General features: G+C 49.9%; 18 protein-coding genes and 2 pseudogenes. 18 read left to right on the top strand and 2 right to left on the bottom strand.

Features of this window, described 5'->3' with window-relative positions:
• The first annotated feature begins 78 nt into the window (after nucleotides 1-78).
• The 3 genes from AC56AD_RS07940 to AC56AD_RS07930 all read left to right on the top strand — a co-directional run bounded on the left by AC56AD_RS07940 (nucleotide 79) and on the right by AC56AD_RS07930 (nucleotide 3,813).
• Nucleotides 79-948: an N-acetylneuraminate synthase family protein gene (locus AC56AD_RS07940; protein ID WP_012508306.1), complete on the top strand. Its 870-nt coding sequence runs from the start codon at nucleotides 79-81 to the stop codon at nucleotides 946-948.
• A 69-nt stretch (nucleotides 949-1,017) separates the two neighbouring features.
• Nucleotides 1,018-2,904, top strand: a complete 1,887-nt coding sequence (gene htpG / locus AC56AD_RS07935) for a molecular chaperone HtpG (protein ID WP_012508305.1) — start codon at nucleotides 1,018-1,020, stop codon at nucleotides 2,902-2,904.
• 33 nt (nucleotides 2,905-2,937) lie between these two features.
• Nucleotides 2,938-3,813: a VIT1/CCC1 transporter family protein gene (locus tag AC56AD_RS07930; protein WP_012508304.1), complete on the top strand. Its 876-nt coding sequence runs from the start codon at nucleotides 2,938-2,940 to the stop codon at nucleotides 3,811-3,813.
• Here the strand turns inward: AC56AD_RS07930 and AC56AD_RS07925 are convergent.
• Nucleotides 3,810-5,432: a bifunctional aminoglycoside phosphotransferase/ATP-binding protein gene (locus AC56AD_RS07925; protein ID WP_012508303.1), complete on the bottom strand. Its 1,623-nt coding sequence runs from the start codon at nucleotides 5,430-5,432 to the stop codon at nucleotides 3,810-3,812. The genes AC56AD_RS07930 and AC56AD_RS07925 overlap by 4 nt on opposite strands.
• 189 nt (nucleotides 5,433-5,621) lie before the next feature.
• Between AC56AD_RS07925 and AC56AD_RS07920 the strand changes: the two genes are divergently transcribed.
• From AC56AD_RS07920 to AC56AD_RS07890, 7 genes and pseudogenes are all read left to right on the top strand, one after another.
• Nucleotides 5,622-6,086, top strand: a complete 465-nt coding sequence (locus tag AC56AD_RS07920) for a universal stress protein (protein WP_012508302.1) — start codon at nucleotides 5,622-5,624, stop codon at nucleotides 6,084-6,086.
• A gap of 47 nt (nucleotides 6,087-6,133) precedes the next feature.
• Complete coding sequence (locus tag AC56AD_RS07915) at nucleotides 6,134-7,666, top strand: fumarate hydratase (RefSeq protein ID WP_012508301.1); 1,533 nt, start codon at nucleotides 6,134-6,136, stop codon at nucleotides 7,664-7,666.
• Between the two features lie 48 nt (nucleotides 7,667-7,714).
• Nucleotides 7,715-9,640, top strand: a complete 1,926-nt coding sequence (locus AC56AD_RS07910) for a biotin/lipoyl-containing protein (protein WP_012508300.1) — start codon at nucleotides 7,715-7,717, stop codon at nucleotides 9,638-9,640.
• Between the two features lie 105 nt (nucleotides 9,641-9,745).
• Nucleotides 9,746-10,186, top strand: a pseudogene (locus tag AC56AD_RS07905) (histidine kinase); the annotation flags it as partial.
• A 482-nt stretch (nucleotides 10,187-10,668) separates the two neighbouring features.
• Nucleotides 10,669-10,743: pseudogene (locus AC56AD_RS07900) on the top strand (hypothetical protein); the annotation flags it as partial.
• A gap of 39 nt (nucleotides 10,744-10,782) precedes the next feature.
• Nucleotides 10,783-11,181: a DUF4143 domain-containing protein gene (locus AC56AD_RS07895; protein ID WP_498984658.1), complete on the top strand. Its 399-nt coding sequence runs from the start codon at nucleotides 10,783-10,785 to the stop codon at nucleotides 11,179-11,181.
• 156 nt (nucleotides 11,182-11,337) lie between these two features.
• Nucleotides 11,338-14,463 (top strand): SUMF1/EgtB/PvdO family nonheme iron enzyme, encoded by a 3,126-nt coding sequence (locus AC56AD_RS07890; RefSeq protein WP_012508299.1) that lies wholly within the window; start codon nucleotides 11,338-11,340, stop codon nucleotides 14,461-14,463.
• Between the two features lie 161 nt (nucleotides 14,464-14,624).
• Here AC56AD_RS07890 and AC56AD_RS07885 read toward each other — a convergent pair whose 3' ends face one another.
• Nucleotides 14,625-16,142 carry an ATP-binding protein gene (locus AC56AD_RS07885; protein WP_012508298.1) on the bottom strand — a complete coding sequence of 506 codons (1,518 nt, stop codon included), beginning with the start codon at nucleotides 16,140-16,142 and terminating at the stop codon, nucleotides 14,625-14,627.
• Between the two features lie 68 nt (nucleotides 16,143-16,210).
• Between AC56AD_RS07885 and AC56AD_RS07880 the strand changes: the two genes are divergently transcribed.
• The 8 genes from AC56AD_RS07880 (at nucleotide 16,211) to AC56AD_RS07845 (ending at nucleotide 23,813) form a co-directional block, all read left to right on the top strand.
• Complete coding sequence (locus AC56AD_RS07880; RefSeq protein ID WP_041526482.1) at nucleotides 16,211-16,390, top strand: hypothetical protein; 180 nt, start codon at nucleotides 16,211-16,213, stop codon at nucleotides 16,388-16,390.
• Nucleotides 16,391-16,513: 123 nt separating this feature from the next.
• Nucleotides 16,514-19,648 (top strand): NACHT domain-containing protein, encoded by a 3,135-nt coding sequence (locus AC56AD_RS07875; protein WP_012508297.1) that lies wholly within the window; start codon nucleotides 16,514-16,516, stop codon nucleotides 19,646-19,648.
• Nucleotides 19,649-20,004: 356 nt separating this feature from the next.
• Nucleotides 20,005-20,229, top strand: coding sequence for a hypothetical protein (locus AC56AD_RS07870; protein ID WP_012508296.1), 225 nt, complete (start codon nucleotides 20,005-20,007; stop codon nucleotides 20,227-20,229).
• Between the two features lie 490 nt (nucleotides 20,230-20,719).
• Nucleotides 20,720-21,064 (top strand): helix-turn-helix domain-containing protein, encoded by a 345-nt coding sequence (locus AC56AD_RS07865; protein WP_012508295.1) that lies wholly within the window; start codon nucleotides 20,720-20,722, stop codon nucleotides 21,062-21,064.
• On the top strand, nucleotides 21,061-22,368 hold the full coding sequence (locus AC56AD_RS07860) for a type II toxin-antitoxin system HipA family toxin (protein ID WP_012508294.1): 1,308 nt from the start codon (nucleotides 21,061-21,063) through the stop codon (nucleotides 22,366-22,368). The genes AC56AD_RS07865 and AC56AD_RS07860 overlap by 4 nt, the downstream gene beginning before the upstream one ends.
• Nucleotides 22,365-23,156, top strand: a complete 792-nt coding sequence (locus AC56AD_RS07855) for a formylglycine-generating enzyme family protein (protein ID WP_012508293.1) — start codon at nucleotides 22,365-22,367, stop codon at nucleotides 23,154-23,156. The genes AC56AD_RS07860 and AC56AD_RS07855 overlap by 4 nt, the downstream gene beginning before the upstream one ends.
• 71 nt (nucleotides 23,157-23,227) lie before the next feature.
• The gene (locus AC56AD_RS07850; protein ID WP_012508292.1) at nucleotides 23,228-23,449 is read left to right on the top strand and encodes a DUF2281 domain-containing protein; all 222 of its coding nucleotides are present in this window, start codon (nucleotides 23,228-23,230) and stop codon (nucleotides 23,447-23,449) included.
• Nucleotides 23,436-23,813 carry a type II toxin-antitoxin system VapC family toxin gene (locus AC56AD_RS07845; protein WP_012508291.1) on the top strand — a complete coding sequence of 126 codons (378 nt, stop codon included), beginning with the start codon at nucleotides 23,436-23,438 and terminating at the stop codon, nucleotides 23,811-23,813. The genes AC56AD_RS07850 and AC56AD_RS07845 overlap by 14 nt, the downstream gene beginning before the upstream one ends.
• The last annotated feature ends 14 nt before the right edge of the window (nucleotides 23,814-23,827 follow it).

Genomic DNA, 23,827 nt, shown 5'->3' with positions numbered 1-23,827 from the left:
TGTTATTTATTAATTGCGATGTTGTGCATGTGCCGTTCGGTCGGTCATGGGCTGTTCGTTTTATCAAAAGAGATTGTTATGGCGGAAGTCACCATAGGAAACAGAAAAGTAGGGGACGGGCATCCTGTTTTTGTCATTGCTGAAATTGGCATCAACCATAACGGGTCGATGGACGTTGCAAAAAAGCTTATAGCGGGTGCAGCGGCTGCCGGATGTGATGCGGTCAAGTTTCAGAAGCGCACTCCGGAACTCTGTGTTCCAAAGGATCAGCGTGATATAGAGCGTGATACTCCCTGGGGGAGGATGAAGTATATCGATTACCGCTACAAGGTTGAGTTTGGACGGGATGAGTATCTTGAAATAGACCGTTACAGCAAAGAACAGGGCGTTTTGTGGTTTGCCTCCTGCTGGGATGAAGATTCAGTGGATTTTATGGAGCAGTTTGAGCCGCCCTGCTATAAGGCCGCCTCAGCATCGTTGACCGATCTTCCACTGCTGAAAAAAACCGCATCTACCGGAAGGCCGCTGCTCATCTCTACCGGGATGTCTACCATGGAAGAGGTAGAAAAAACCGTTGATGAGCTTGGTCGTGAGAATATTCTTATTGCGCATACCAATTCGACCTATCCCTCTCCGATTGAAGAGCTGAACCTGCGGATGATTACGACTCTCAAAGCCCGTTATCCCGAAGTGCCGATAGGCTATTCTGGTCATGAAGTGGGGCTTGCAACCACCTGGGCCGCTGTAGCGCTTGGAGCAACGTTCATTGAGCGTCATGTCACCCTTGATCGTGCCATGTGGGGCTCCGATCAGGCCGCGTCGGTAGAGCTGCCGGGTATGGCAAGGCTTGTTTCCAACATTCGTGATATCGAAAAAGCACTTGGTGACGGCATTAAACATGTTTATGCCGGTGAGGCGGCAGCCCGTAAAAAATTGCGACGCACCTGATGGCTGAAGCGTCGCTCTTTTGCATGAAAAAGTTTTTTTATCAGGAACCACTATCAATACAGTACGATTATGAGCAACAACAGTAATAATGGCACATCGCCGGTTCAGGAGTTTGAATACAAGGCTGAGATGAAGCAACTGCTCGACCTGATTGTTCATTCGCTCTATACCCATCCCGAAATATATCTCAGAGAGCTGATTTCCAACGCCTCTGATGCGCTCAGCAAGGTGCGTTTCAATGCCCTGACCGATCAGGAGATGCTCGACAAGGAGGTCGATCTCGCCATCCGTATCACCATTGATCCGAAAGAGATGACCTTTGTTATCGAGGACAGTGGCGTCGGCATGACAGAAGAGGAGTTGATTGCCAACCTCGGTACGGTTGCAAAGTCGGGGACGTTGGGCTTCATGCAGTCGCTCAAAGAGCAGCAGAAGCAGCTTGATGGCAACCTTATCGGTCAGTTTGGCGTCGGCTTCTATTCGGTTTTCATGGTAACGGAAGAGGTTACCGTTGAGACAAGAAGCTCCCATCCCGGTTCGCAAGGCTTCCGCTGGCGCTCTGGTGGTCAGGGTACCTACACGATTGAAAAGATCGACAAGGCTGAGCGGGGAACAAAAATTTCCTTCAAATTCAAAGAGGAGTCGAAAGAGTTTGCCGAGGAGTACCGTGTTGAGCAGATTGTCAAAAAATATTCAAACTTTGTTGATTTCCCCATCTATCTCGGCGAGAAGCAGCTCAACAGTATCACCGCCCTCTGGCAGCGTTCAAAAAATGAGCTGAAGGATGAGGAGGTCAATGAGTTCTACAAGTTCATCGCCAACGATTATCAGGATCCCCTCGACTACCTGCCTGTCTCCGTCGAAGGAATGGTCACCTTTAAAGCGCTTCTCTTTTTGCCAAAAGAGGCTCCACCCGAGATGCTGTATCGTCAGGGTGAACTCGAAAACCACGGGCCGCAGCTCTATGTCAAAAAGGTGCTGATCCAGAATGAGTGCCGTGACCTTCTGCCCGAGTACCTTCGTTTTATCGCAGGCGTTGTTGACACCGAAGATCTTTCGCTCAATGTATCAAGAGAGGTTGTTCAGTCCAGCCCGGTGATGGCCAAAATCCGTCAGATCCTCACCGGCAAGATTCTTGGCTGGTTTGAATCGCTTGCCAAAGAGCAGCCTGAGAAGTTCAAGACCTTTTACAAGGCATTCGGCCCGATTATCAAAATCGGTCTGAACACCGACTTTACCAATCGGGAAAAACTGATTGAGCTGCTGCGGTTTGAAAGCACAAAAACTGTCGATGGTGAATATGTGACGCTCAAAGAGTACAGTGAAAGGATGGGCGCCGATCAGAAAGAGATCTATTACCATTCCGGAACCAGCAAGGGACAGCTTCTTGCCCATCCCAACCTTGAGTATTTCCAGGAGATGGGTATTGAGGTCCTGTTGCTCAGCGATCCTGTTGACGTTTTTGTGATTCCCTCCATTCATGAATACGATAAAAAGCCGCTGAAATCCATTGAAAAGGCAGATATCGATTTTTCAAAGAAGAACAAGGAGACGCCGGAACCGATTGCAGAGAATCTTCTTTCGCCGGTGCTTCAGCTTTTCCGTGAAACCCTCGGTGAAGGAGTTGAGGATGTCATTGAGTCGCATCGGCTTGTTAACTCCCCGGTAACACTGGTGAGTGGCAAGGATGGTCTCGACAGCCAGATGGAAAAGATGATGAAGATGATGAGGAGTGATATGCCCGCCGGAAAAAGGATTCTCGAGGTCAATACCGCACACCCCATTATCAGAAATCTTGCCGGATTGATCAGTGCAGATCCCTCCAATCCGCTCATTGTAACTGCGATGAAACAGCTTTATGAAGGTGCATTGTTTCTTGAGGGTGGACTTGATTCAACGACCGGATTTTTATCAAGAATGAATGAGTTGATCGAGGCCGCGACGCTTTCCAGATAGAAGAATTCTAACAACGAGCTAATCAGTGAATTTGTGAAAAAGGGAAGGGATTTTGATGAGAGGGAGGTTGCGGTTTTTCAGAGGAACGAGATAACCGAGCATCATATTTATAAAAATCTTTCCGGGAGGGTACGCGGTGTGAAAAATCGCCGCATCCTCTCCCAGATTGCTGACGATGAGATGCGTCACTACAATGTCTGGAAAACCTATACCCGGCGGGATATTGCACCCAACCGTATCAAGGTGTGGTTTTTCACCCTTGTCAGTATGCTGTTTGGTTTTACCTTTGGAATCAAGCTGATGGAAAATGGGGAAAAACGGGCCCATTTTGTCTACAGTCGTATTCCCGGTTCATTCAAGGAGGTTAACGGCATTATTCGCGATGAGGAGGAGCATGAACAGGCTCTTTTGACGCTTCTTGATGAAGATCGGCTGAAATATACCGGTTCCATTGTGCTGGGTCTCAATGATGCCCTTGTTGAGCTGATGGGTGTGCTGGCCGGTCTTACCTTTGCCTTGCAGAACACCAGGTTTGTTGCCCTGACAGCCTCCATTACCGGCGTAGCGGCAGCGCTCTCGATGGCTGCATCAGGCTATCTCTCCACAAAAGCGGAACCGGAGGGAAAAAATCCCCTCATTGCTGCACTCTATACCGGTGTCGCCTATATCGTCACCGTCTTGCTGCTTATTCTTCCCTATCTCATTTTTGATGATCTCTATCTCTCTCTTGGCGTTTCGTTTGTTGTAGCCATCACGATCATAGGGTTTTTCAACTACTACATCTCAGTTGCGCGTGACCTGCCCTTTAAAGGTCGTTTTCTTGAAATGGTTACTCTGAGTTTCTCTGTTGCAGCGCTCAGTTTTCTTGCCGGTTATGTCATACGTTTCGCATTCGGCATTATCATTTAGCTTTTCACACGCTCCTGAAACAGCACTTGCTCTCCCTCTCCCGGCTGAACGGGAGAGCGGGTAATGAGCGATTGCAGCAACCCGGCAAGGGCGGTCTCATCGATTGTTTCTTCCGTGTTGAGATTGATGGCGAGCGCCTCCTCTTCGGCTGAAAGTGGCTCCATGCTCTCCAGTTGTGAAGCAAGTACCGCAATGTCGGCTTCCGAGGCATCGTTACCCCTCAGATACCGCGCCTGTACCCGGTCAACGAGTACCTTTTCGGAGGCTGAAAAGCGCAGAATCCGGCACGGAATTTTCCGGGTTTTGGCAAGCTCAATGAACAGTTCCCGCTGGCTCTCCCTGAGGAATGTTGCATCCACAATGACCGCGATTCCCTCACCGATGCCGAGATCGGCAAGGTCGAGCAGACGGCGGTAGGTTTGCAGGCCGATCTCCGCCGTATAGAGAGAGCCGTCACTTCGCTCAAGCGGCTTGAGTCCGCCAATGCGTTTTCGTTCGATATCCGAGCGGAGATGGATGCAGGGTATCTTGTCGGCGATATGGCGGGCCACAACGGTTTTTCCACTTCCTGAAACCCCGAAGGCAAGGATGAGCAGAGCGCTCTGCTTCCGGGTGAATTCGAGTGCGAGCCTGATGTATGAACGGTGCTCTTCAAGAATTTTTTCAGCCTGGCTCTGGCCGTTTGTCTGGGCATAACGGATGGCGGTTACCTTTGCCCTCACCATAGCCCGGTAGACAACATAGAAGTTCAGAAGCGGCAGGGCCTGGTAATCACCACTCTCGGCCAGATAGCTGTTCAGGAACCGCCAGGCCAGCTCCTGCTCTCCGCCATGCACCAGATCCATAAAGAGGAAAGCGAGGTCGCTGATAACATCAATAATGCTGAGATGCTCATTGAACTCAATACAGTCAAAGATAAAAATCTGCTCCTTCCACCAGACCATATTGCCGGTATGCATGTCTCCGTGGCACTGGCGGATAAAGCCCCCCTCTTTTCTCTGGAGGAAAAGAGGGTAGAGGCGCTGATGCTCGTTGATGCTCCAGTTTCTGAGGAATTCAAGTTGCCCGATTTCATGCTCACTGGTGGCAATTGACTCCATGGAGGTGAAATTGTGCAGGATCGGTTTGATGAGATTATCCGGATGGCCGAAACCGCTCTCGCTCTCTGCCGGGGGGAGGGAGGCATGAAAACCGGCGATCATCGTTGAAAGGGTGTCGATATGCTTTTCTGTGAGCAATTTCGCCGAAAGCATCCGGTCAAGCTCCATTGTCCGCTCAAAGCGTACCATTTTTACGACGTAGTCAACAATCTCCCACTCAGCGCCAATTGTCTCTTCTGCGTCAACCAGAACGGACTCTGCAGAGCGCAGAACTGGCACAACAGAGAGGTAGATGCCTGGGCAGAGCCTCCGGTTGAGGCGCAGCTCCTCGGTGCAGTAGTAGTGCCGTTTTTCAGGAGTTGAAAAATCAAGAAAACCGAGGTTCAGCGGTTTTTTAAGCTTGTAGGCAAAAGAGCCGATGAGGAAAATCCAGGAGATGTGGGTCTCAATAACCTCAACGCCTCCTGTGGCACGAGGGTATGCTGCCGGATGGCTCAATGCTTCAGCGAGGGACTCCATGGCCTTTTTTTGTTTGGTTTATCACTGCTTGTGCTGAAAAAAAAGAACCCTGCCCTCCAATATAGGAGGGGAATGAGAAGGCGGCAAGAATCATCTTCAGCGAAACTGGATTCCTTTGAAAAAAATGTAAATTAAAGGCCTGTAGAAAAGATATGCCACTCTTCATATTCATGTATTCACCTCACTGTTATGATACATCTTGCAAGGATACTTTGTCCTACCGACTACTCCGCCACATCAGATAATGCTGTGCGTTATGCTGTTGAATTTGCCCGGAAAGTTGGCGCCCATGTCCGGTTTTTGCATATCCTCTCCTCCGCAACGCCTCCTGAAAAGATTGTTGTTGCTCCCGAGCTTCTCGCAGCATCTCCGGATGAGGATGATGCTCTTCCGGAAAATTTTTCCCGTATCCTGATGGCGGAGAAAAAAAAGGGGTTGAATGCCGATCTTCGTGTTCTCAAGGGTGAAGCCCCCAAGGTTATTGTTGAACAGGCAAATTCATGGGGCGCTGATTTGATCATCATGGGCTCTCATGGACGTACCGGCCTGCATCGGCTCATGATGGGCAGTGTTGCTGAAGAGGTTTTCCGTTCATCCGACATTCCCGTCCTGCTGGTCAAGGAGCTGGCGGCGGCAAAAATTATTGCAGAATAACGTTTCAGAGACCAAATCCCTCTCAATTTTAGTGCACTCTACACTCTATGGAAAACTTCAGGCACTCAATTCTTGCACTCATTACCGAAACCTCGGCCAACCTGCCGAGTGATGTTCGCTGTGCACTCGCAGCCGCTATTGACCGGGAAGATCCACTCTCCCAGGCAGGCCTTGCCATGTCAACCATTTCGGTCAATATCGACATGGCTGTCGATAACATTTCACCGATTTGCCAGGATACCGGTATGCCAACCTTTTTCATCCACACTCCTCGCGGAACCGATCAACTCTTTATGAAAGAGGAGATTGAAGCGGCTATTGCGGAAGCGGCCCGAACCGGTAAACTCCGTCCCAATGCGGTCGATGCCATAAGTGGCAAGAACTCAGGCAACAACCTTGGCGAACATTTTCCGGTAATCCATTTTGAGCCCTGGGCAAAGGATGAGATTGAGGTGAAGCTGATTCTGAAAGGTGGTGGTTGCGAAAATAAAAACATTCAGTACTCACTGCCGGAAGAAATTCCCGGACTTGGAAGCGCTTCACGCGACCTTGACGGCGTGCGCAAATGCCTGCTTCATGCGGTTTATCAGGCGCAGGGGCAGGGGTGCAGCCCCGGTGTTATCGGCGTTGGAATCGGTGGCGACCGTACCAGCGGTTTTGACCTTGCCAAGAAGCAGCTCTTCCGCACCATTGACGACCGTAACCCCGACAGTGAACTTGATGCTCTCGAACAGGATATTCTTGAGAAAGCCAATACGATGGATATCGGCCCCATGGGTTTTGGCGGAAAAACCACCCTCTTTGGATGCAAAATCGGCAAATCACACCGCGTTCCGGCAAGCTTTTTTGTCTCCGTAGCCTACAACTGCTGGGCATACCGCCGTCTTGGCGTGCTGCTTGATCCGGAGAGCGGCTCAATCAAGAGCTGGCAGTACAGAGCTGCCGATGAGATCAAACGCATGGCCAAAGGCGAGGGAATGGCGCTGACCGGAAAAGAGGTTATCCTGCAGGCTCCACTTACTGAAGAGCAGGTCAGATCGCTCAAGGTTGGCGACGTGGTGCTTATTAACGGCGCCATGCATACCGGTCGTGATGCCTTCCACCACTATATCATGCACCACGACCTGCCCGCCCATCTCGATACAACAGGAGGAATTCTCTTCCATTGCGGACCGGTTATCATGAAAAATGAGGATGGCAGTTACCGCGTTACCGCTGCCGGGCCGACCACCTCAATCCGTGAAGAGCCTTTCCAGGCGGATGTCATCAAAAAACTTGGACTGAGAGCAATTATCGGTAAAGGGGGGATGGGCCCGAAAACCCTCAAGGGGTTGCAGGAACATGGAGCCGTCTATCTCAACGCCATCGGAGGCGCAGCACAGTATTACGCCCGTTGCATTGACCGGGTGACCGGAGTTGATTTTCTTGAAGAGATGGGCGTTCCCGAAGCGATGTGGCATCTGGAGGCAAGCTCCTTTCCGGCTATTGTTACCATGGATGCACACGGCAACAGCCTGCACAGCATCGTCGAAGAAGAGTCGTTCCGTCAACTCGGCACATTCGCTACTGATGCCCACTGACCTGAAGGGCCAGGTTGCCATTCTCACTTAACTGTAAAGAGGACGTTGATGAAAAAAATCAGATTTATGGATGTCTCATTCCGTGACGGGTTTCAGTCCTGTTTTGGTGCGAGAGTAAAGACCGAGGACTTTTTGCCTGCCCTTGAAGCTGCCGTTCATGCCGGTACAGACAATTTTGAAATTGGCGGTGGAGCCCGCTTTCAGAGCCTCTATTTCTATTGCGAAGAGGATGCTTTTACCATGATGGATGAAGCCCGCAAGGTTGTGGGGCCGGATATCAACCTGCAGACCCTTTCACGAGGAGCCAACGTCGTTGGCCTTGTTTCGCAGTCACGCGATATTATTGATCTCCATGCCCGTCTCTTCAAAAAGCATGGTATCACCACCATCCGGAATTTCGACGCCCTGATGGATGTCCGCAATCTCTCCTACTCCGGTCAGTGCATTCACGATGCAGGGCTTCGCCACCAGGTCGTTGTTGCCATGATGGGCCTTCCACCCGGATTGCAAGAGAGCTATTGCCATACCCCGCAGTTCTATCTCGACAAGCTGCGGGAGATACTTGATGCCGAAATTCCATTCGACAGCGTTGCTTTCAAGGATGCTTCAGGCACAACAACTCCGGCTATTGTTCATGAAACCATCAAGGGAGCACGGAAGATGCTGCCCGAAGGCACCGAAATCCAGTTCCATACCCACGACACGGCAGGGATGGGCGTAGCCTGCAACTATGCCGCCATCACCGGTGGAGCTGACATTATTGATCTCTCCATGGCTCCGGTCAGTGGAGGAACCGCCGAAGTGGATATCCTCACCATGTGGCAGAGGCTCAGAGGCACCGAATACACCCTCGACATAGACCAGGAGAAATATCTTGAGGTGGAGGCGCTCTTTATTGATCAGATGTACAAGTACTACATGCCCCCTGAAGCCACAGCGGTCAATCCGGTCATCTCCTTCTCACCCATGCCCGGCGGAGCCCTCACGGCAAATACCCAGATGATGCGCGACAATAACACGCTGCACCTCTTCCCCGCAGTAATCAACAACATGCGTGAGGTGGTGGTCAAAGGAGGCTTTGGCGCATCGGTCACCCCGGTTTCACAATTCTATTTCCAGCAGGCTTTTGCCAACACCATTCAGGGCCACTGGAAAAAGATCACCGACGGTTATGGCAAAATGGTGCTCGGCTACTTCGGCAAGACCCCTGCCCGCCCTGACGATGAGGTTGTCAGGCTCGCATCCGAACAGCTCGGTCTTCCTCCAACGGTTGAAGATGTGCACGATATCAACGATCGCAATCCGGAACTTGGCGTAGCCTATAATAAATCGCTGCTCCATGAAGCCAACATTCCGCAGACCGACGAAAACATCTTTATCGCAGCAACCTGCGGCGCCAAAGGTATCGCTTTTCTTCAGGGAGATTGCTCAACCGGTATTCGCTACAAGGCCGATATTGCCGTTGAAATCAAGGCAACACCAAGAGCAGAGGTGGTTGCGGCCTACCATGAGGCACACAAACACGATATTCACCAGGAAGAGGTGAACCATCGGCTTAAGGATCTCTTTTCCAAACTGCCACCTGCAGCGCCGGTTGCGCCTCCGGGAGCATCAAAGGTGATCTCAATGGCAGGCAACTTTACCGTTTTTGTTGATGGAGCCCCCTTCACCGTCTCCTTTGCCGAAGGCTCCGCCATCAATCCCCAAACGGTTGCCCTGCCATCAGCGGAAGGCTCTCCTGAAGCCCACCACCCGCATCCAGGGACACCAGTGCCGGCGGTTATGCCCGGCAACGTCTTCTCGATTGCCGTCAAGCTTGGTGATGAGGTCAGGGAGGGAGAAGAGGTCGCCATCATCGAAGCCATGAAAATGGAAAACTCCGTCAAAGCCCCCTGTGGCGGAAGAATCCTCTCCATCACGGTAGCCAAAGGCGACTCCGTCGGAATGGGAGAGACCATGATGACCATCGGATAGCATGCCCGCCGCCCGCCCCCGGATACCGATTCCAGGGGGTGGTATGCCGGGGGCTTCTGCAACACACACTCTGTTTCCTTGTCATAGAACCCTCAAAAGAGAAACATGATGCCCGACACGACATTGCAGCCCATCAGGATTCTTGTTGCTTCTCCCGGTGACGTTGACAGGGAGCGGAAGATTGTTGAGGAGCTGATTGAGGATTGGAATATCCGCAACGGCAATGAGCATAACATGGTGCTCGAAGCGGTGCTGTGGGAAAAACATGCTGCATCGGAGAACAGGGGAGATGCTCTTGGCCCTCAGGAGGTGATTACCCGCCAGATTGTGGACGATTGTGATTGTGTCATCGGTATTTTCTGGAACCGCATTGGAACGCCCACCAGAATTGCTGCCGGAGGAGCCGTTGAAGAGGTTCAGCGGATGCTCACCGTTCTGAAACGTCCCGTCATGCTCTATTTCTCTGACATGCCCATTGCGCCGAGCAAAATTGATGATCAGCAAAAAGCAAAGCTTAAAGAGTTCAAGGCAGCGATGAAGCGTGATGGGCTGGTGTGGGAATATAATACCCGAGCGAAGTTCCAAAAACTGCTTGCCCGGCACCTTGACAGAAATATACGCGAATGGTTCTGTACCCCCGGCGCTCTACCATCCCCAAAGCCGATTCCAGTCGATGAAGTATTGCGCCGCTATCATGCCGCGCTGAGGGAGGAGCTGGGATACATTCGTATGCTTGGAATGCCGGGAGTTGAGAGCATCAAGGTCAACCTCAATGACGACACCTTTGTGCCGCTTCGTCTTTCCGATCGACAAGAGAGTGGCTTTCATCCAGGGAAAGAGGCGCTGCTTCAACGGCGTGACAAGATTGAGGAGATGCTCAACCCCGACGAAGTGATGCAACGCGCCTACAAAAAGCGCCGGATGCTGCTTATTATCGGCGATCCGGGTTCCGGGAAAACAACCCTGATCAAATATTATGCCTTGTGTGCTCTTGAGGAGGAGTCAAAACCATCAACAGCTATCTTGATTTGCTGGTCGATTTGTTGCTGGTTCGCCGTCTGGCGCCATGGCACAGCAATATTGGCAAGCGCCTGGTCAAGTCACCAAAAGTATCGGTGCGTGACAGCGGACTTTTACACGCATTGCTCTCCATTCCCGACAAGGAGAGCCTTCTCTCTCATCCCGTCATTGGACAAAGCTGGGAGTGTTTTGTTATTGAAAATATCCTCGTAGCCGCTACTGACGATGTTCAGGGCTTTTTTTACCGAAGCGCAGGAGGAGCTGAGATTGACTTGCTGCTCTCATGGTCGAATGGTAACCTGTGGGCAATTGAGATAAAACGCAGCATGACGCCAAAGCTGGAGCGCGGATTCCATGCTGCCTGCACCGACTTGAACCCTTCCCGAAAAATTGTTGTCTATCCCGGAAAAGAGCGTTATCGGCTTGCCGCTGACATAGAGGCGATGTCGCTGTTCGATATTACACAGCAGTTGTGCGATCTTGACAAAGGGATATCCGCAGCGATGATTTCAAAAGAATAAACTTCCGTTCAGCGCCAGGGGTTTTATCAAGCTCATTCATGAGCGCCCCGCAAAGCTGGATTTTTGCTTCCAAAATTGGGCGGTATACCGCGAATTTCTGGTAAATTGGCGAACGGAAAAGAGCAGAATGATACGAAAAAAGAAATGCCGCACTCCATGCAACCAGATACGAGAAATGCCACCCCTGAATTTTCGCCGGATGAGCTGCTGATTTTCATCGGGCACAGTGACGATGCTTCGGCGGAAGCTGATGCAATGCTTGAACTGAAAGAGGAGATTGAGCATGATTTTCGCCGTTTGCTTACGTCCAATAATCATCGTTCACGTTTTCGCCGAATCAAGTTTTGGGAGTGGAGATATGATGCATTGGCGATACCCGGCGGCCAGGATGTGGTTGTGGCACCGGCTCTTGAACGTGCACAGATAGCTGTTTTTCTCTTCAAAAAACGAGTTGGCTGCGTGACTCGTCAAGAGCTTGATATTACAAGAAAGCAGAGCAGGGATACTCATGTTTTTGCTTTTTTCCCGCACAATCAGCCTCTGGTAAATTCGTTTGATACTCTTGATGATGAAATTCAGGCGACTTCAGACTGGCTTGAATTAAAGAAGTATCAGAAGAGCCTGACCAGTGATTGGACTCAGAGTGGGTCGTCTTCTGTTACTCCTTTCCCAAAGTATAAGGATCCAAAAGATCTGCAAAAAATAGCGGCTGACAGGCTTTGTACTGCTCTTTCTGTTATTCTCTCTCTCGAATCTTCTATAGTTCGTCCAACTCCGTTACAGCAGGTAAACAGTGCTGCCGAACTTCTTCGCTGTTACCACGCCACCCTGAAGCAGCAACTTGGCAACATTACGCTGACCGGATCACCAGCGCTGGAGCATTTTTCGGTAAAGCTCTCCGAGACTTTTGTATCGCTCAGTTTGTCGGCTGCGTCGCGATGCGAGGTGCGCAGTAGTGCTGGCGGTGAAGGGTGCGATGAGGCGGAGTATCAGCATAGCAGCACACCCGAAAAGGTAATGAGTTTTGTGTTTCAGCACCATCCACTGTTGCTCGTCATTGGTGATCCGGGTTCGGGGAAAACCACACTGCTCAAATATTATGCGCTCTCCTGCCTCGACAACGGTCGGCACAAGGAGTTCGGGTTCAATGAGCCGGTTCATGTTTTTTTTCTGCCGTTGCGCGAACTGAAACAAGATGAGCATGGAGCTTATGCGTCGTTACCGGCAAATCTTGCTGTGTGGTCAAGCAAACAGTTTCTCAAAATTGAGGAATCCCTCTTTTCCGGTTGGCTTGAGCGGCCTTCAACACTGATGCTCCTTGATGGACTTGATGAAATCAGCGATGTTCACGACCGGATAGCGGTATGCAAATGGATTGACCGGACGGTCGGACGTTTTACCAACGCAAAGTTTGTGGTGACCTCACGAAGCACGGGGTATCGGAAGGGAGATGGCATTGAAATTGAATCAAGCCATTTGCGGGCGGATATTATGGATTTTTCCAAAGAGCAGCAGAGGGAGTTCTTGCACCGCTGGTTCAGGGCGGCATTTCTCGGTGAGTTGCCGCCAGCCGTCGAAGATGATACGGTGTGGCGCGGCCAGCAGGAGCAAAAAGCTGCCACAAAAGCTGATGCCATCCTGTTGTTTCTTGGTCAGGAGAAAAACCGGAGCTTGCGCCCTTTGGCGGGTGTGCCGCTCTTGTTGCAAATCATGGCGATGCTCTGGAAAGATCGGCAGTATCTGCCCGGCAGCCGCTTAAAGCTCTACGATGCGGCATTGAACTACATGCTCGATTATCGTGACCGTCGGAGGGGAATTGATTCGCTGCTCGTGGCGGAGGATGCCCGACGGGTACTGAGTCCGGTCTCGCTCTGGATGCAGGAGACGCTGAAAATAGATGAGGTTGACCGGGCTGAGATGCAGCAGCAGATGCAGGTACAGCTCGACACGCTCTCCAATTCGCGGCCTGCATCGGATTTTTGCCAAAGCCTTGTTGACCGTGCGGGAGTATTGGTGGAGTATGGCGAAAAGGAGTATCTCTTCCGCCATAAATCATTCCGCGAATATTTGGCGGGCGTTCAGTTGGTGAAAAATATCCACAAACCGAACGCTCTCGACAAGCTGGTGAGCCATTTTGGCGACGACTGGTGGACAGAGGTGTTTCGCTTTATTATTGGCCATGTTGAGGATGCAGAACTGTTCGACAGTTTCATGCAGAAGCTTTTTGATTCACCGGTCACTGAAAACTTGACACAAAAGCAGCAGGACTTGCTGATTGCCCTTGTTGAGGAGGCGCCGCAACGGAAGATTGATGCCCTGCGCCAAAAGCTGCTTGATCCGGCGACCACGCAAAACCGGCAGCGCTATTTGCTTGAGTGCCTGAAAACTATCGCAAAACCTGAAGCGCTTTCCGTTGTGACGGAGTTCAAGCAGTTGGGGTTGTCGAAAGAGGAACGGGTTATTGTTGCTGTAACACTCGACAAGCTTGGTGCAGAGTACATCCTGATCAAGGGTGGGACATTCATCTATTCTCAGACGCAGAAGCCGGAAACCGTGCAAGAGATGTATGTTGCAAAATACACGGTGACCAACCAGCACTATCGCCGCTTTATCGACTATCTCGATGCAAAGGAGCCGGAATTTGCTGAAAGAGTGTCTGTTGAAACATACCGAAAGAGCCTGCATGAGCTGGCATCGGGCATAGAAGGATTCAGCGAGTGGTTGAAAAAAGAACCCTCTTTGGTCAGCCGCTTTTGCTCACGTTATGATGAAGATAAACGATTCAACAAGGATGAGCAGCCGGTTGTCGGGGTAAGCTGGTATGCCGCCAAAGCCTGGTGCCTCTGGCTTTCGCTGCTTGAAGGGGAGAGTGCACGGTACCAGCTTCCGGATGAAGTGCAGTGGGAGTGGGCCGCAGGAGGCCAGCGCGACAAGCCGGATAAAGTATTAAAGGTTAGGGACTATCCCTGGCCCGAAGAGAAGGGTAAGCCTGATAAATCAAGGGCTAATTATAACAATCATGAGGGGGGAACGATACCTGTAGGCCGTTATCCTGAGGGAGCGACGCCTGAGGGGCTCTACGATATGGCGGGCAACGTGTGGGAGTGGATGGAGGATATATATAAAAAAGAGGAAAACTGGAAAGCATTAAGGGGTGGTGATTATAGTGATAAAGCTGATGCTCTGCGCTGCTCCTCCCGGAACGGCAGCGATCCGAGGGGCTGGTACCTCGACCTTGTGGGTTTTCGAGTGATTCGTTCCAGTCATTCTTCCTCTTCCTGAAATTCTGATCCTCTGTTATCTGGAACTCTGAAAAAACAATTGACACCGGGCAATGAATAATGGACAGATGGTGAGGAGCTGAAATTTTTTTTGCAAAGTCACTCAGTCGGTGCTTGCCCACTGCCCACTGACAACTGACAACTGATCACTGTCCACTCTTCTCAGATCTTCTCCCACTCGAATTTGCTGACGTTTCTTGCTTTGGGGTCAAAAACGATGCCAATCAGGTAGCGTTCTCCGGCGTATTTTTCGTAATAGTTCATCTTTTTGATCTGCTCAAGCGGCTCCCTGTCGGTCACCTTGAACTCAAACAGGAAGGTTCTCCCTTCGGCCTTCAGCGTCAGGTCAATCCGCCCCTTGTTGCTCACATCCTCGGCGATGATGTCGAGGCCGAGACTTGCAAAATAGGCGTAGAGTACGCTGGCGTAAAAGCCTTCGTAACTCTCGATAGCATTGTTGGTGAAGTTGTTGTAGGCGATGCTTGCAAAAAGCCGATGGATAAGAGGTTCCAGGTTTGCAACATCCCCGGCGTTGATGACATCAAGCAGTTCATAGCGAATCGGCTCTTTTTCTGAAACGCTGGTCATCGATTGCAAAATATAATCGTTAAAACTGATCTGCACCTCCTTATTGGGAAATCCCAACTCGTAACCAACTCCCATGCCCGACTGGATCACGCATTTTATGGTCAGATAGCCTGTCTGAAACATAATCGTTTCCAGATTGAGCGACTCGATGTTAAAGCTGTTGGCCAGAGACTCATTAACTCGAATCCCGTTAAGCTTGGGGATAAAATAGCTGTTCTTTTTTATGAGCTCAATCAAAAAGCGGGGTGTTCCTGTCTCGAACCAATAGTTTTTGAACATCTTTTGGTTTTTGATAAAGAGCAGGATATCATAAGGGTTATAGACCCTGTCACCCAAAAAGTTATACCCATTGTACCACTGTTTGACCTCTTCCATATCGACGCCTTCGAGATACGGAGCAAAACGGGTTTCCACGTCAAGCTGGGTGTAGCCGCAAATAGCGCCATAGTCCGCATTGAGGCTGATATCTTCGAGGTTGTTCAGGCCGCTGAAGAGTGATACCTTGGAGAATTTGCTCACTCCGGTGAGGAAGGCAAAGCGCAGATATTCGTCATTCTCCTTGATTTTTGTATAAAAGTCGCGCATTCCATCCCGGATGGCGAGCGCTTCGGGGAGCTGCTCGATATTGTCAAGGATGGGTTTGTCGTACTCATCAACGAGAATGACAACTTTCTGATTATGCTTTTGAAATGCTTTTTTGATTAATTCTGCGAAACATTGGTTCGGATCCTCTTTTTCTTCGCAGACAATATTGAGCCGTTCCTGATTGTCCTTAAGGATATAGAAGAGGTTTTTTTCAAGGCTCTCCCGGCAGTGAACCCCGCCACTGAAACTGATCTTGATGACTGGCCGGGTTACCTCCCAGTTCCATTGTTCTTCGATGAGAAGCCCCCTGAATAGCTCTCGTTTCCCTTCGAAAATATTTTTCAGCGTATCGAGAAAGAGGCTTTTTCCGAAACGGCGTGGCCGCGACAGAAAGACATATTGATATTGTTCAATCAATGAACGGGCAATCTCCGTTTTGTCGATGTAGAGATAATCACCCTCGATTATTTTACTGAAAGTTTGTATTCCTACGGGCAGCTTTTGCATGGTATTCAACCTCGATTTTAAACAGCAACCATCATGAGTATCATTTTTTTCATCATCAATGGTTCGCATTGCTGAAAGGCTCCAGCAAATATACACAGAAAGCGATTGCATCTGCAATGCTCCTTCCCGGCGTATCCGCTTCCGAAAGCCTTCAGCAGAGTCTGGTGTGCTATGAGCAAGGAGATTTTGCGCCAGCTTTTGAGCATGCACAGATGAAGCAGGCGGCCACACTTCTCAGGCAGGGTTGAGAGGGAAAGCGAGCAAAACTGGCGAAAAAAATCGATCCTGATTTGAACGGTATACCGGGAATTTCTGGTAAATTGGCGAACGGAAAAGAGCAGAATGATACGAAAAAAGAAATGCCGCACTCCATGCAACCAGACACCAGAAATGCCACCCCTGAATTCCCGCCGGATGAACTTCTGATTTTCATTGGGCACAGTGACGATGCTTCGGCGGAAGCTGAGGCTCTAAAGTTGTTGAGGCCGGAGATTGAGAAGAGCTTTCGGGAATTTCTGAAAGTCAATTTGCATCGTTCACGTTTTCGCAGGTGGGTTTTTTGGGAGTGGCGTGAAGACGCGTTACCCATCACTGGCGGTCAGGAGGCGGTTGTCAGAGATGCTCTTGATCATGCACGGATTGCCATTTTTGTTTTTAAAGAGCGGGTTGGCGCTGTTACCTGGCAGGAGCTGGAAAAGGTAAGAGAGCGCAGCCGGAAGCAGCGCCTGCATATTTTGGCGTTTTTTCCGGAAAAGCAGCCTGATCACGGCACGTTTCCAAATGCAGAGGCCAAACTTCAGGCTGCCGAAGATTGGACGGCATTGCTGAAGCGTCAGATGCAGTTGACAAGTGACTGGACGGAAAAGAACTCCTGCTCCTTGACACCATGTCCCAATTATCAGAATTGCGATGATCTTGTGAAAGTTGCGCTTGAAAAGCTGAAAGTGGCTATGGCCGATATTCTTGCTGTTGAGTCTCCAGCGTATCTTCCAGAGCCTTTGCCGCAGGTGGATGTATCCGTCGCCTTGCTCCAGCGCTACCATGCTACCCTGAAGCAGCAGTTTGGCGATATGACGCTGATGGGTTCGCCAGCGTTTGGCCATGTGCCTTTAAAGCTTTCTGAAACCTTTGTTTCGTTAAGCCTTTCGGGATCGTTGCATTGTGAAGATCGCACTACTGCACAAGGGTGCCGATGTGACGACGTTGTGTACGAAAAAAGCAGTACACCGGAAAAGGTGATGCGCGGGGTCTTTTTTGAGCAGCGCTGTTCACTGTTGCTCATCATCGGTGAACCAGGTTCAGGAAAAACCACCTTGCTGAAGCATTATGCGCTCTGTTGCCTTGATGAACAGCAACGGGAGAGGTATGGTTTCAAGAGAGCCGTCACTGTTTTTTTTCTGCCCTTGCGAGAGTTGCAAAAGCGGGGCAACCGGTATAGGTCACTTGAGGAGAACCTTGCAGCGTCGTCTCACAAACAATTACTCACCATCAAAAAAGAGCACTTTACGCAGTGGCTTGAGCAGCCTTCTGCACTGGTGTTGCTTGATGGACTGGATGAAATCAGCAATGTAAACGACCGTATTGCTGCCTGCAAGTGGATTACCCGGACGGTGCGACGCTTTACAAAAGCAAAGTTTGTGGTAACGTCGCGCAGCACGGGTTACCGAAAAGGCGATGGTATTGAAATTGAGGCCGGACACAGACGGGCAGACATTCTTGATTTTTCATTGGAGCAGAAGAGGGAGTTTTTGCAACGCTGGTTTAAAGCGGCCCTGCTTGCAGAGATTCGCCCTGGTACGATAGCGTTTAAGGAGTGGCAAGCAGAGCAGGAGAGCAGGGCAACCGGAAAAGCTCAAGCAATTCTTGCTTTTCTTGAGGATGAAAAAAACAAAAGCCTGCGTCTGCTTGCGGGCGTGCCTTTGCTCTTGCAGATTATGGCAATGCTCTGGAAAGAGCGTGGTTATCTGGCTGAAGGCCGGATTGAGTTGTACGATGCGGCGCTGAACTTTATGCTTGATTATCGTGATCGCTATCGAGCAATAGAGCCATCGCTTGCGGCAAAAGATGCACGGAGAGTATTAAGCCCGGTTTCGCTCTGGATGCAGGATGAATTGAAAAAAGATGAGGTTGACCGGGCTGAGATGCAGCAGCAGATGCAGGTGCAGCTTGATACGCTGAACAAGTCACTACAGGCAGAAGATTTTTGCCGGAACCTTGTTGATCGTGCAGGTTTGCTGCTGGAGTATGGTGATCATCACTATGTTTTCCGCCACAAATCTTTCCGCGAGTACATGGCCGGAGTGCAGCTTGTCAAGAATATGCATCGGCCTGATGCGCTGAAGAATCTGGTGAGCCATTTTGGTGACGACTGGTGGACGGAGGTGTTTCGCTTTTTTATTGCCCATGTTGAGGATGCTGATCTGTTCAACAGATTTATGGAACTGCTCTTTGATTCACCGGTCACCGATGCATTGGAACCGAAGCAGCTCGATTTGCTCATAACCCTTATTGAAGAGGCGCCGCAGAGCAAGAGTGATGCCTTGAAAAACAAACTGCTTGCTCCGGGAACCACTCTTGAACGGCAGCGTTACCTTCTTGAGTGCCTGAAGGCTTTTCATAAACCGGATGCCGAAGCGGTAATACAGGAGTTCCGGAAGTCAGGCTTGTCGAAAGAAAAGGTGATTGTTGCTGATGTAGAGCGTGATATGCTGGAAGCGGAGTACATCCTGATCAAAGGCGGAACATTCGTCTATTCTCGGACGAAGAAGCCGGAAACCGTGCCTGAACTGTACGTTGCAAAATATACGGTGACCAACCGGCACTACCGCCGCTTTACCGGCTATCTCGATGCAAATGAGCCGGAATTTGCTGAAAGAGTGCCTGTTGAAACATACCGAAAGAGTTTGCAGGAGCTGGCATCGGGCATAGAGGGATTCAGCGAGTGGTTGAAAAAAGAACCCGCTTTGGTCAGCCGCTTTCGCTCATTTTATGATGATGACAAGCGATTCAACAAGGATGAACAGCCGATTGTCGGGGTGAGCTGGTTTGCCGCCAAAGCCTGGTGCCTCTGGCTTTCGCTGCTTGAAGGGGAGAGTGCACGGTACCAGCTTCCGGATGAAGTGCAGTGGGAGTGGGCCGCAGGGGGCCAGCGCGACAAGCGGGATACCGTATTAAAGGTTAGGTACTATCCCTGGCCCGAAGAGAAGGGTAAGCCTGATAAAACACGGGCTAATTATAACAATCACGAGGGGGGGACGACACCTGTAGGCCGTTATCCTGAGGGAGCGACGCCTGAGGGGCTCTACGATATGGCGGGCAATGTGTGGGAGTGGACGGAGAATTTGTATAAAAAAGAAGAAAACTGGCGTGCATTAAGGGGTGGTGCGTATTATAGTGATAAAGCTGATGCTCTGCGCTGCTCCTCCCGGTACGCCGACCTTCCGAGGAGCAGGAATAGCTACATTGGTTTTCGAGTGATTCGTTCCAGTCATTCTTCCTCTTCCTGAAATTCTGATTCTCTGATATCTGGAACTCTGAAAAAAGAGAGTTCACACAACAGGGAAAAACTGACATGGGGAGGGTTGAAAAAATTTTTTTGTAAACCTCGAAGTCGGTGTATCTCCATTGTCAATTGTCAACTATCCTGCAATGCCAGCTCACGAAATGCTGATTGTTTTGCTCATGCCAAGCAGGCCAAAACCCGCAACCTTTCGCAATTATTGTGGTTGTGAGGGGAAAAACTGGATCCTTCAGAGATTCGGAAACGGTTGGGGGGCAGGTTGGAACAAATATCATCTGCTTCTTTGATGAGTATTTTATAGATTAAAAAGAATCCGAAACGATATGCAAAAGGTTATACAACATGACAGCGATTGTTATTGAGGTCGATGAAAAGGTCGCTCAGACGTTTTCACAGGTATCTGCCGATAAAAAGAACAAGCTTCAACTGTTATTGACGTTGCGTTTACAGGAATTGATGTCGATTCCTGAACGCTCTCTCACTGATATTATGGATGAAATTGGCCGTTATGCAGAGGCTCAGGGTATGACACCGGAACTTTTGGCATCATTACTCAATGAAAAATAAAATTTGTGCTGTTATTGATACAAATGTTGCAATTAGTGCGGTTTTACTTCCCCATACGGTATCGCGGCAGGTTTTTGATTTTGTTGTCTTGTTCTGAATCCATTCCGTCGGATTGATATTGTTTCTCCTGCCGTTTTTTTGAACGATGTTATTCAGGGATAATCCCTTCAGTATTTGATATAAGCCTCCCGGAAGGGGTGTTTTTGTATCGGAACATCAGCGGATCAGCTTTTTTAAGAGATCCGTTATAGCAATCTGGAAATCTAAAAAAAAGAACTCACTCAACAGCAGATCTTCTCCCACTCGAACTTGCTTACGTTTCTTGCTTTGGGGTCAAAAACGATGCCAATCAGGTAGCGTTCTCCTGTGTATTTTTCGTAATAGTTCATCTTTTTGATCTGCTCAAGCGGCTCCCTGTCTTTTTTGATTGCTGTTGTCGTTTTTTATATTCATTTATATAAAAACATTAATCTTTTATAAGCGCTTAAATATGATTGTTTCTGAAGAAAAAGCGCCAATGCCTTTGCCGGTTAAACGCGCTGTCATGAAATTTGGCCGGGATTTGTCGCTGGCGAGGCGTCGTCGCCGGTTTTCGCAGGAGTCGATGGCAGAGCGGATAGGTATTTCGGTCTCCAGTTTGAGGCGGCTGGAAAAGGGCGATCCAGGTTTGAGCTGGGGAACCATTGCTCGTGCCATGTATGTGCTTGGTGAAATCGAGAAGCTTAACCAACTGCTCGATACGGCAAAAGATGATATCGGACTTGTTTTGATGGATGAGCAGTTGCCCCGGCGTATCCGCTCCCGAAAGCCTTCAGCGGAGTCCGGTGCGCTATGAGCAAGGCGATACAGCGAAGTGCAACGGTTTGCCTTGGTGAAGGCGGGATGGTTGTTGGCCAACTTGCCTATGCTCGTAGTGGTATGCGTGAAAACTCTTCGTTTGCCTATAGCCGACAGTGGCTTCAGTCGATTGAGCGCTTTTCAATCTCCCCTGACCTTCTATTGATTGAAACACATCAGTACCATAAGGCAGCTTCCGCAAATGACTCCGTTTTTCATTTTGCAATTGCCGATACGGCGCCTGATGGTTGGGGTTGCCGTGTCATTGCGCGTGATCATGCAAAGCGTCGTAACGTGCAGATGCTGCATGGCGCTGAGCAGCCATTTGCTCCTCTTACGGAATGGGACTATCTGGTCGGTGTGGATGATTTCAGTAGGGTTGGCGCTCTGCGTTTGCGCGATGAAACCGGGAACTATCTGAGAACCATTGAGAGTGGCGACAGGGCAACGCCACCCTTGCTGGAGCTGGCACATTTGCTTGGTGCAAGCCATGCTGTTGAGCGGGGGAGTGATACGGAAGCAGACCTTCGTTACCTCCGTGGCAGGGGAACCTCACTCGGCGGGCTTCGTCCGAAATGCTCTGTCATTGATGACAATGGGCAGTTGGCCATCGGCAAGTTCTCAAGCGTCAAGGATCAGCGCAGTGTGACCAAAGGTGAAGTTTTGGCCTTGCGCCTTGCTTTGGTTGCCGGTATTGATGCCGCCCAGGCTCGTATTGTTTATGCTGACAAAGCTCCAGTGGCTGTCGTGCGTCGTTTTGATCGTACGCTTCAGGGTGGTCGTATTCCCTATTTGTCGGCAGCCTCTCTCCTTCAGCTCCGCCGTGATGATGATTCTTCATACAGCGAGATAGCCGAGCGTATTATCGCTACCTGTGCAGACCCAAAACATGATCTGGCAGAGCTGTGGCGTCGAATTGTCTTTAATCTGTTGATTACCAATGTGGATGACCATCTGCACAATCATGGCTTTCTGCACGTCGGTCACGGTCAGTGGCGGCTTGCGCCAGCCTTCGATCTCAATCCTTTCCCCGACAAGGATCAGGAACTCAAAACATGGTTGACGGAGGATACGGGGCCTGTATCCTCCATTAAAGATGTGTTGCTTGTTGCTGCTCAGTTTTGGCTCGAAAGAGAGCGTGCGCTCGAAATCCTGCGGCAGGTCTACACTGCTGTAGAGAACTGGCGAGTTGTGGCTTTAACTGCGACGGTTGGCATGGAACCGCATGACCTGGTCGATTTTGCGCCAGCTTTTGAGCATGCACAGATGAAGCTGGCGGCCACACTTCTCAGGCAGGGTTGAGAGGGAAAGCGAGCAAAACTGGCGAAAAAAACGATCCTGATTTTCAGGTCAAGCGTCAAGCTGCGGACAATTGGGCTGCGTTACTGAAATGTCGTTCAACCCTGAAAGAGGAGTTGGGCTATATTCGTATGCTGGGATTGCCTGGCGTTGAAAGCATCAAGGTCAATTTGAACGACGACACCTTTGTGCCTCTTCGCCTTTCCGACAGGCCTGAGTCAGGTTTCCATCCCAATAAAAAGGATAAATCTGAGCAATCGAGCAGGTTTGCTGGCGGAAAAAAGGTCATTGCCCTCTGCAAAAAGCTGCTTGACCCCGCAGCCACTGTCAGCCGCCAGCGGGTGGTTCTGGACTGTCTGAAAACCATCGGAAAAACGGCGCCCCTTGATGCCTTGCAGCAGTTTATCCTTGAGGGGCTTGCCAAAAACAGGGATGTTGCCAGTCGGGCTGAAGAGGTCTTGCTCGCTCTTGGAGGGCAACCATACGTCGATCAAGCAACAACGAGTGCAGGCGAAAAAAACACTTCATACCGCAACCCTAATGAAGAGAATGCCGAGTACATCCTGATACCGGGTGGAAACTACCGGTATTCAGTGACAGAGGAAACTGTGGATGTGCCGGATCTCTACGTTGCCAAATATCCGGTTATCAACAGGCTTTACCGCTCTTTCATTGCCGCAGTGGCCAATATGCGCAGCAACAAGCTTTCAGGGCGGGTCGGCCATGCGCGGCAGGCCAATACCCGCAACCTTTTATGCTCCTTGAGGATGGGTGGGGGAACTGTGGTTTGAATTTTCTTTGTATTGTGAGTATAATAAAGATAGATGCATAAGGTAACCGATCGTTGAAAAGGGGGCATACCATGACGACAGCAGAAAAACTTTATAAAACAGCGCAAGAGCTTCCCGAGTCGGTTGTTGCCGAAATTCTTGATTTCGCAGAGTTTTTGCAGAATAAAACGGTAAAAAAAAACACCGCAAATAGAGAGGTGTTGATCGATATTGCTGGTGGCCTGGAAACTTCCACTACATTCTCCGGAGATCCTTTAGAAATCCAGAAACGGTTGCGTGATGAGTGGGAATAAATATCTTCTTGATACCAATTTTATACTTGCTCTCTTCAAGTCAAATCCGATAGTAATAGAGGAACTATTCTCCCGACAGGTTTACTCTTCCGAGTGTTTTTACAGTGTTGTGACGCGAATGGAATTATTGGGATATCCAGGGATTACCGATGGTGAAGAGTCGTTTATCAGGGAGAAACTTGACCATTTTACCCACTGCACTCTGACCAGTGAGATTGAAAACAGGGTTATTGAGTTACGCAGAAAGCGTAAAATTAAATTGCCAGATGCCATTATTGCAGCAACGGCACTCTCATTGAAGCTTGAGTTATTGACATTGGACAAGCATCTTTTATCTGTTGTTACGGCATCAAGAGAGCAATAGCAGTATTGGAACTC

It is taken from the genome of Pelodictyon clathratiforme (genome assembly GCF_982375515.1).
The sequence above is the reverse complement of the archived record's forward strand: the minus strand, read 5'-3'. Positions and strand labels throughout refer to the sequence as shown.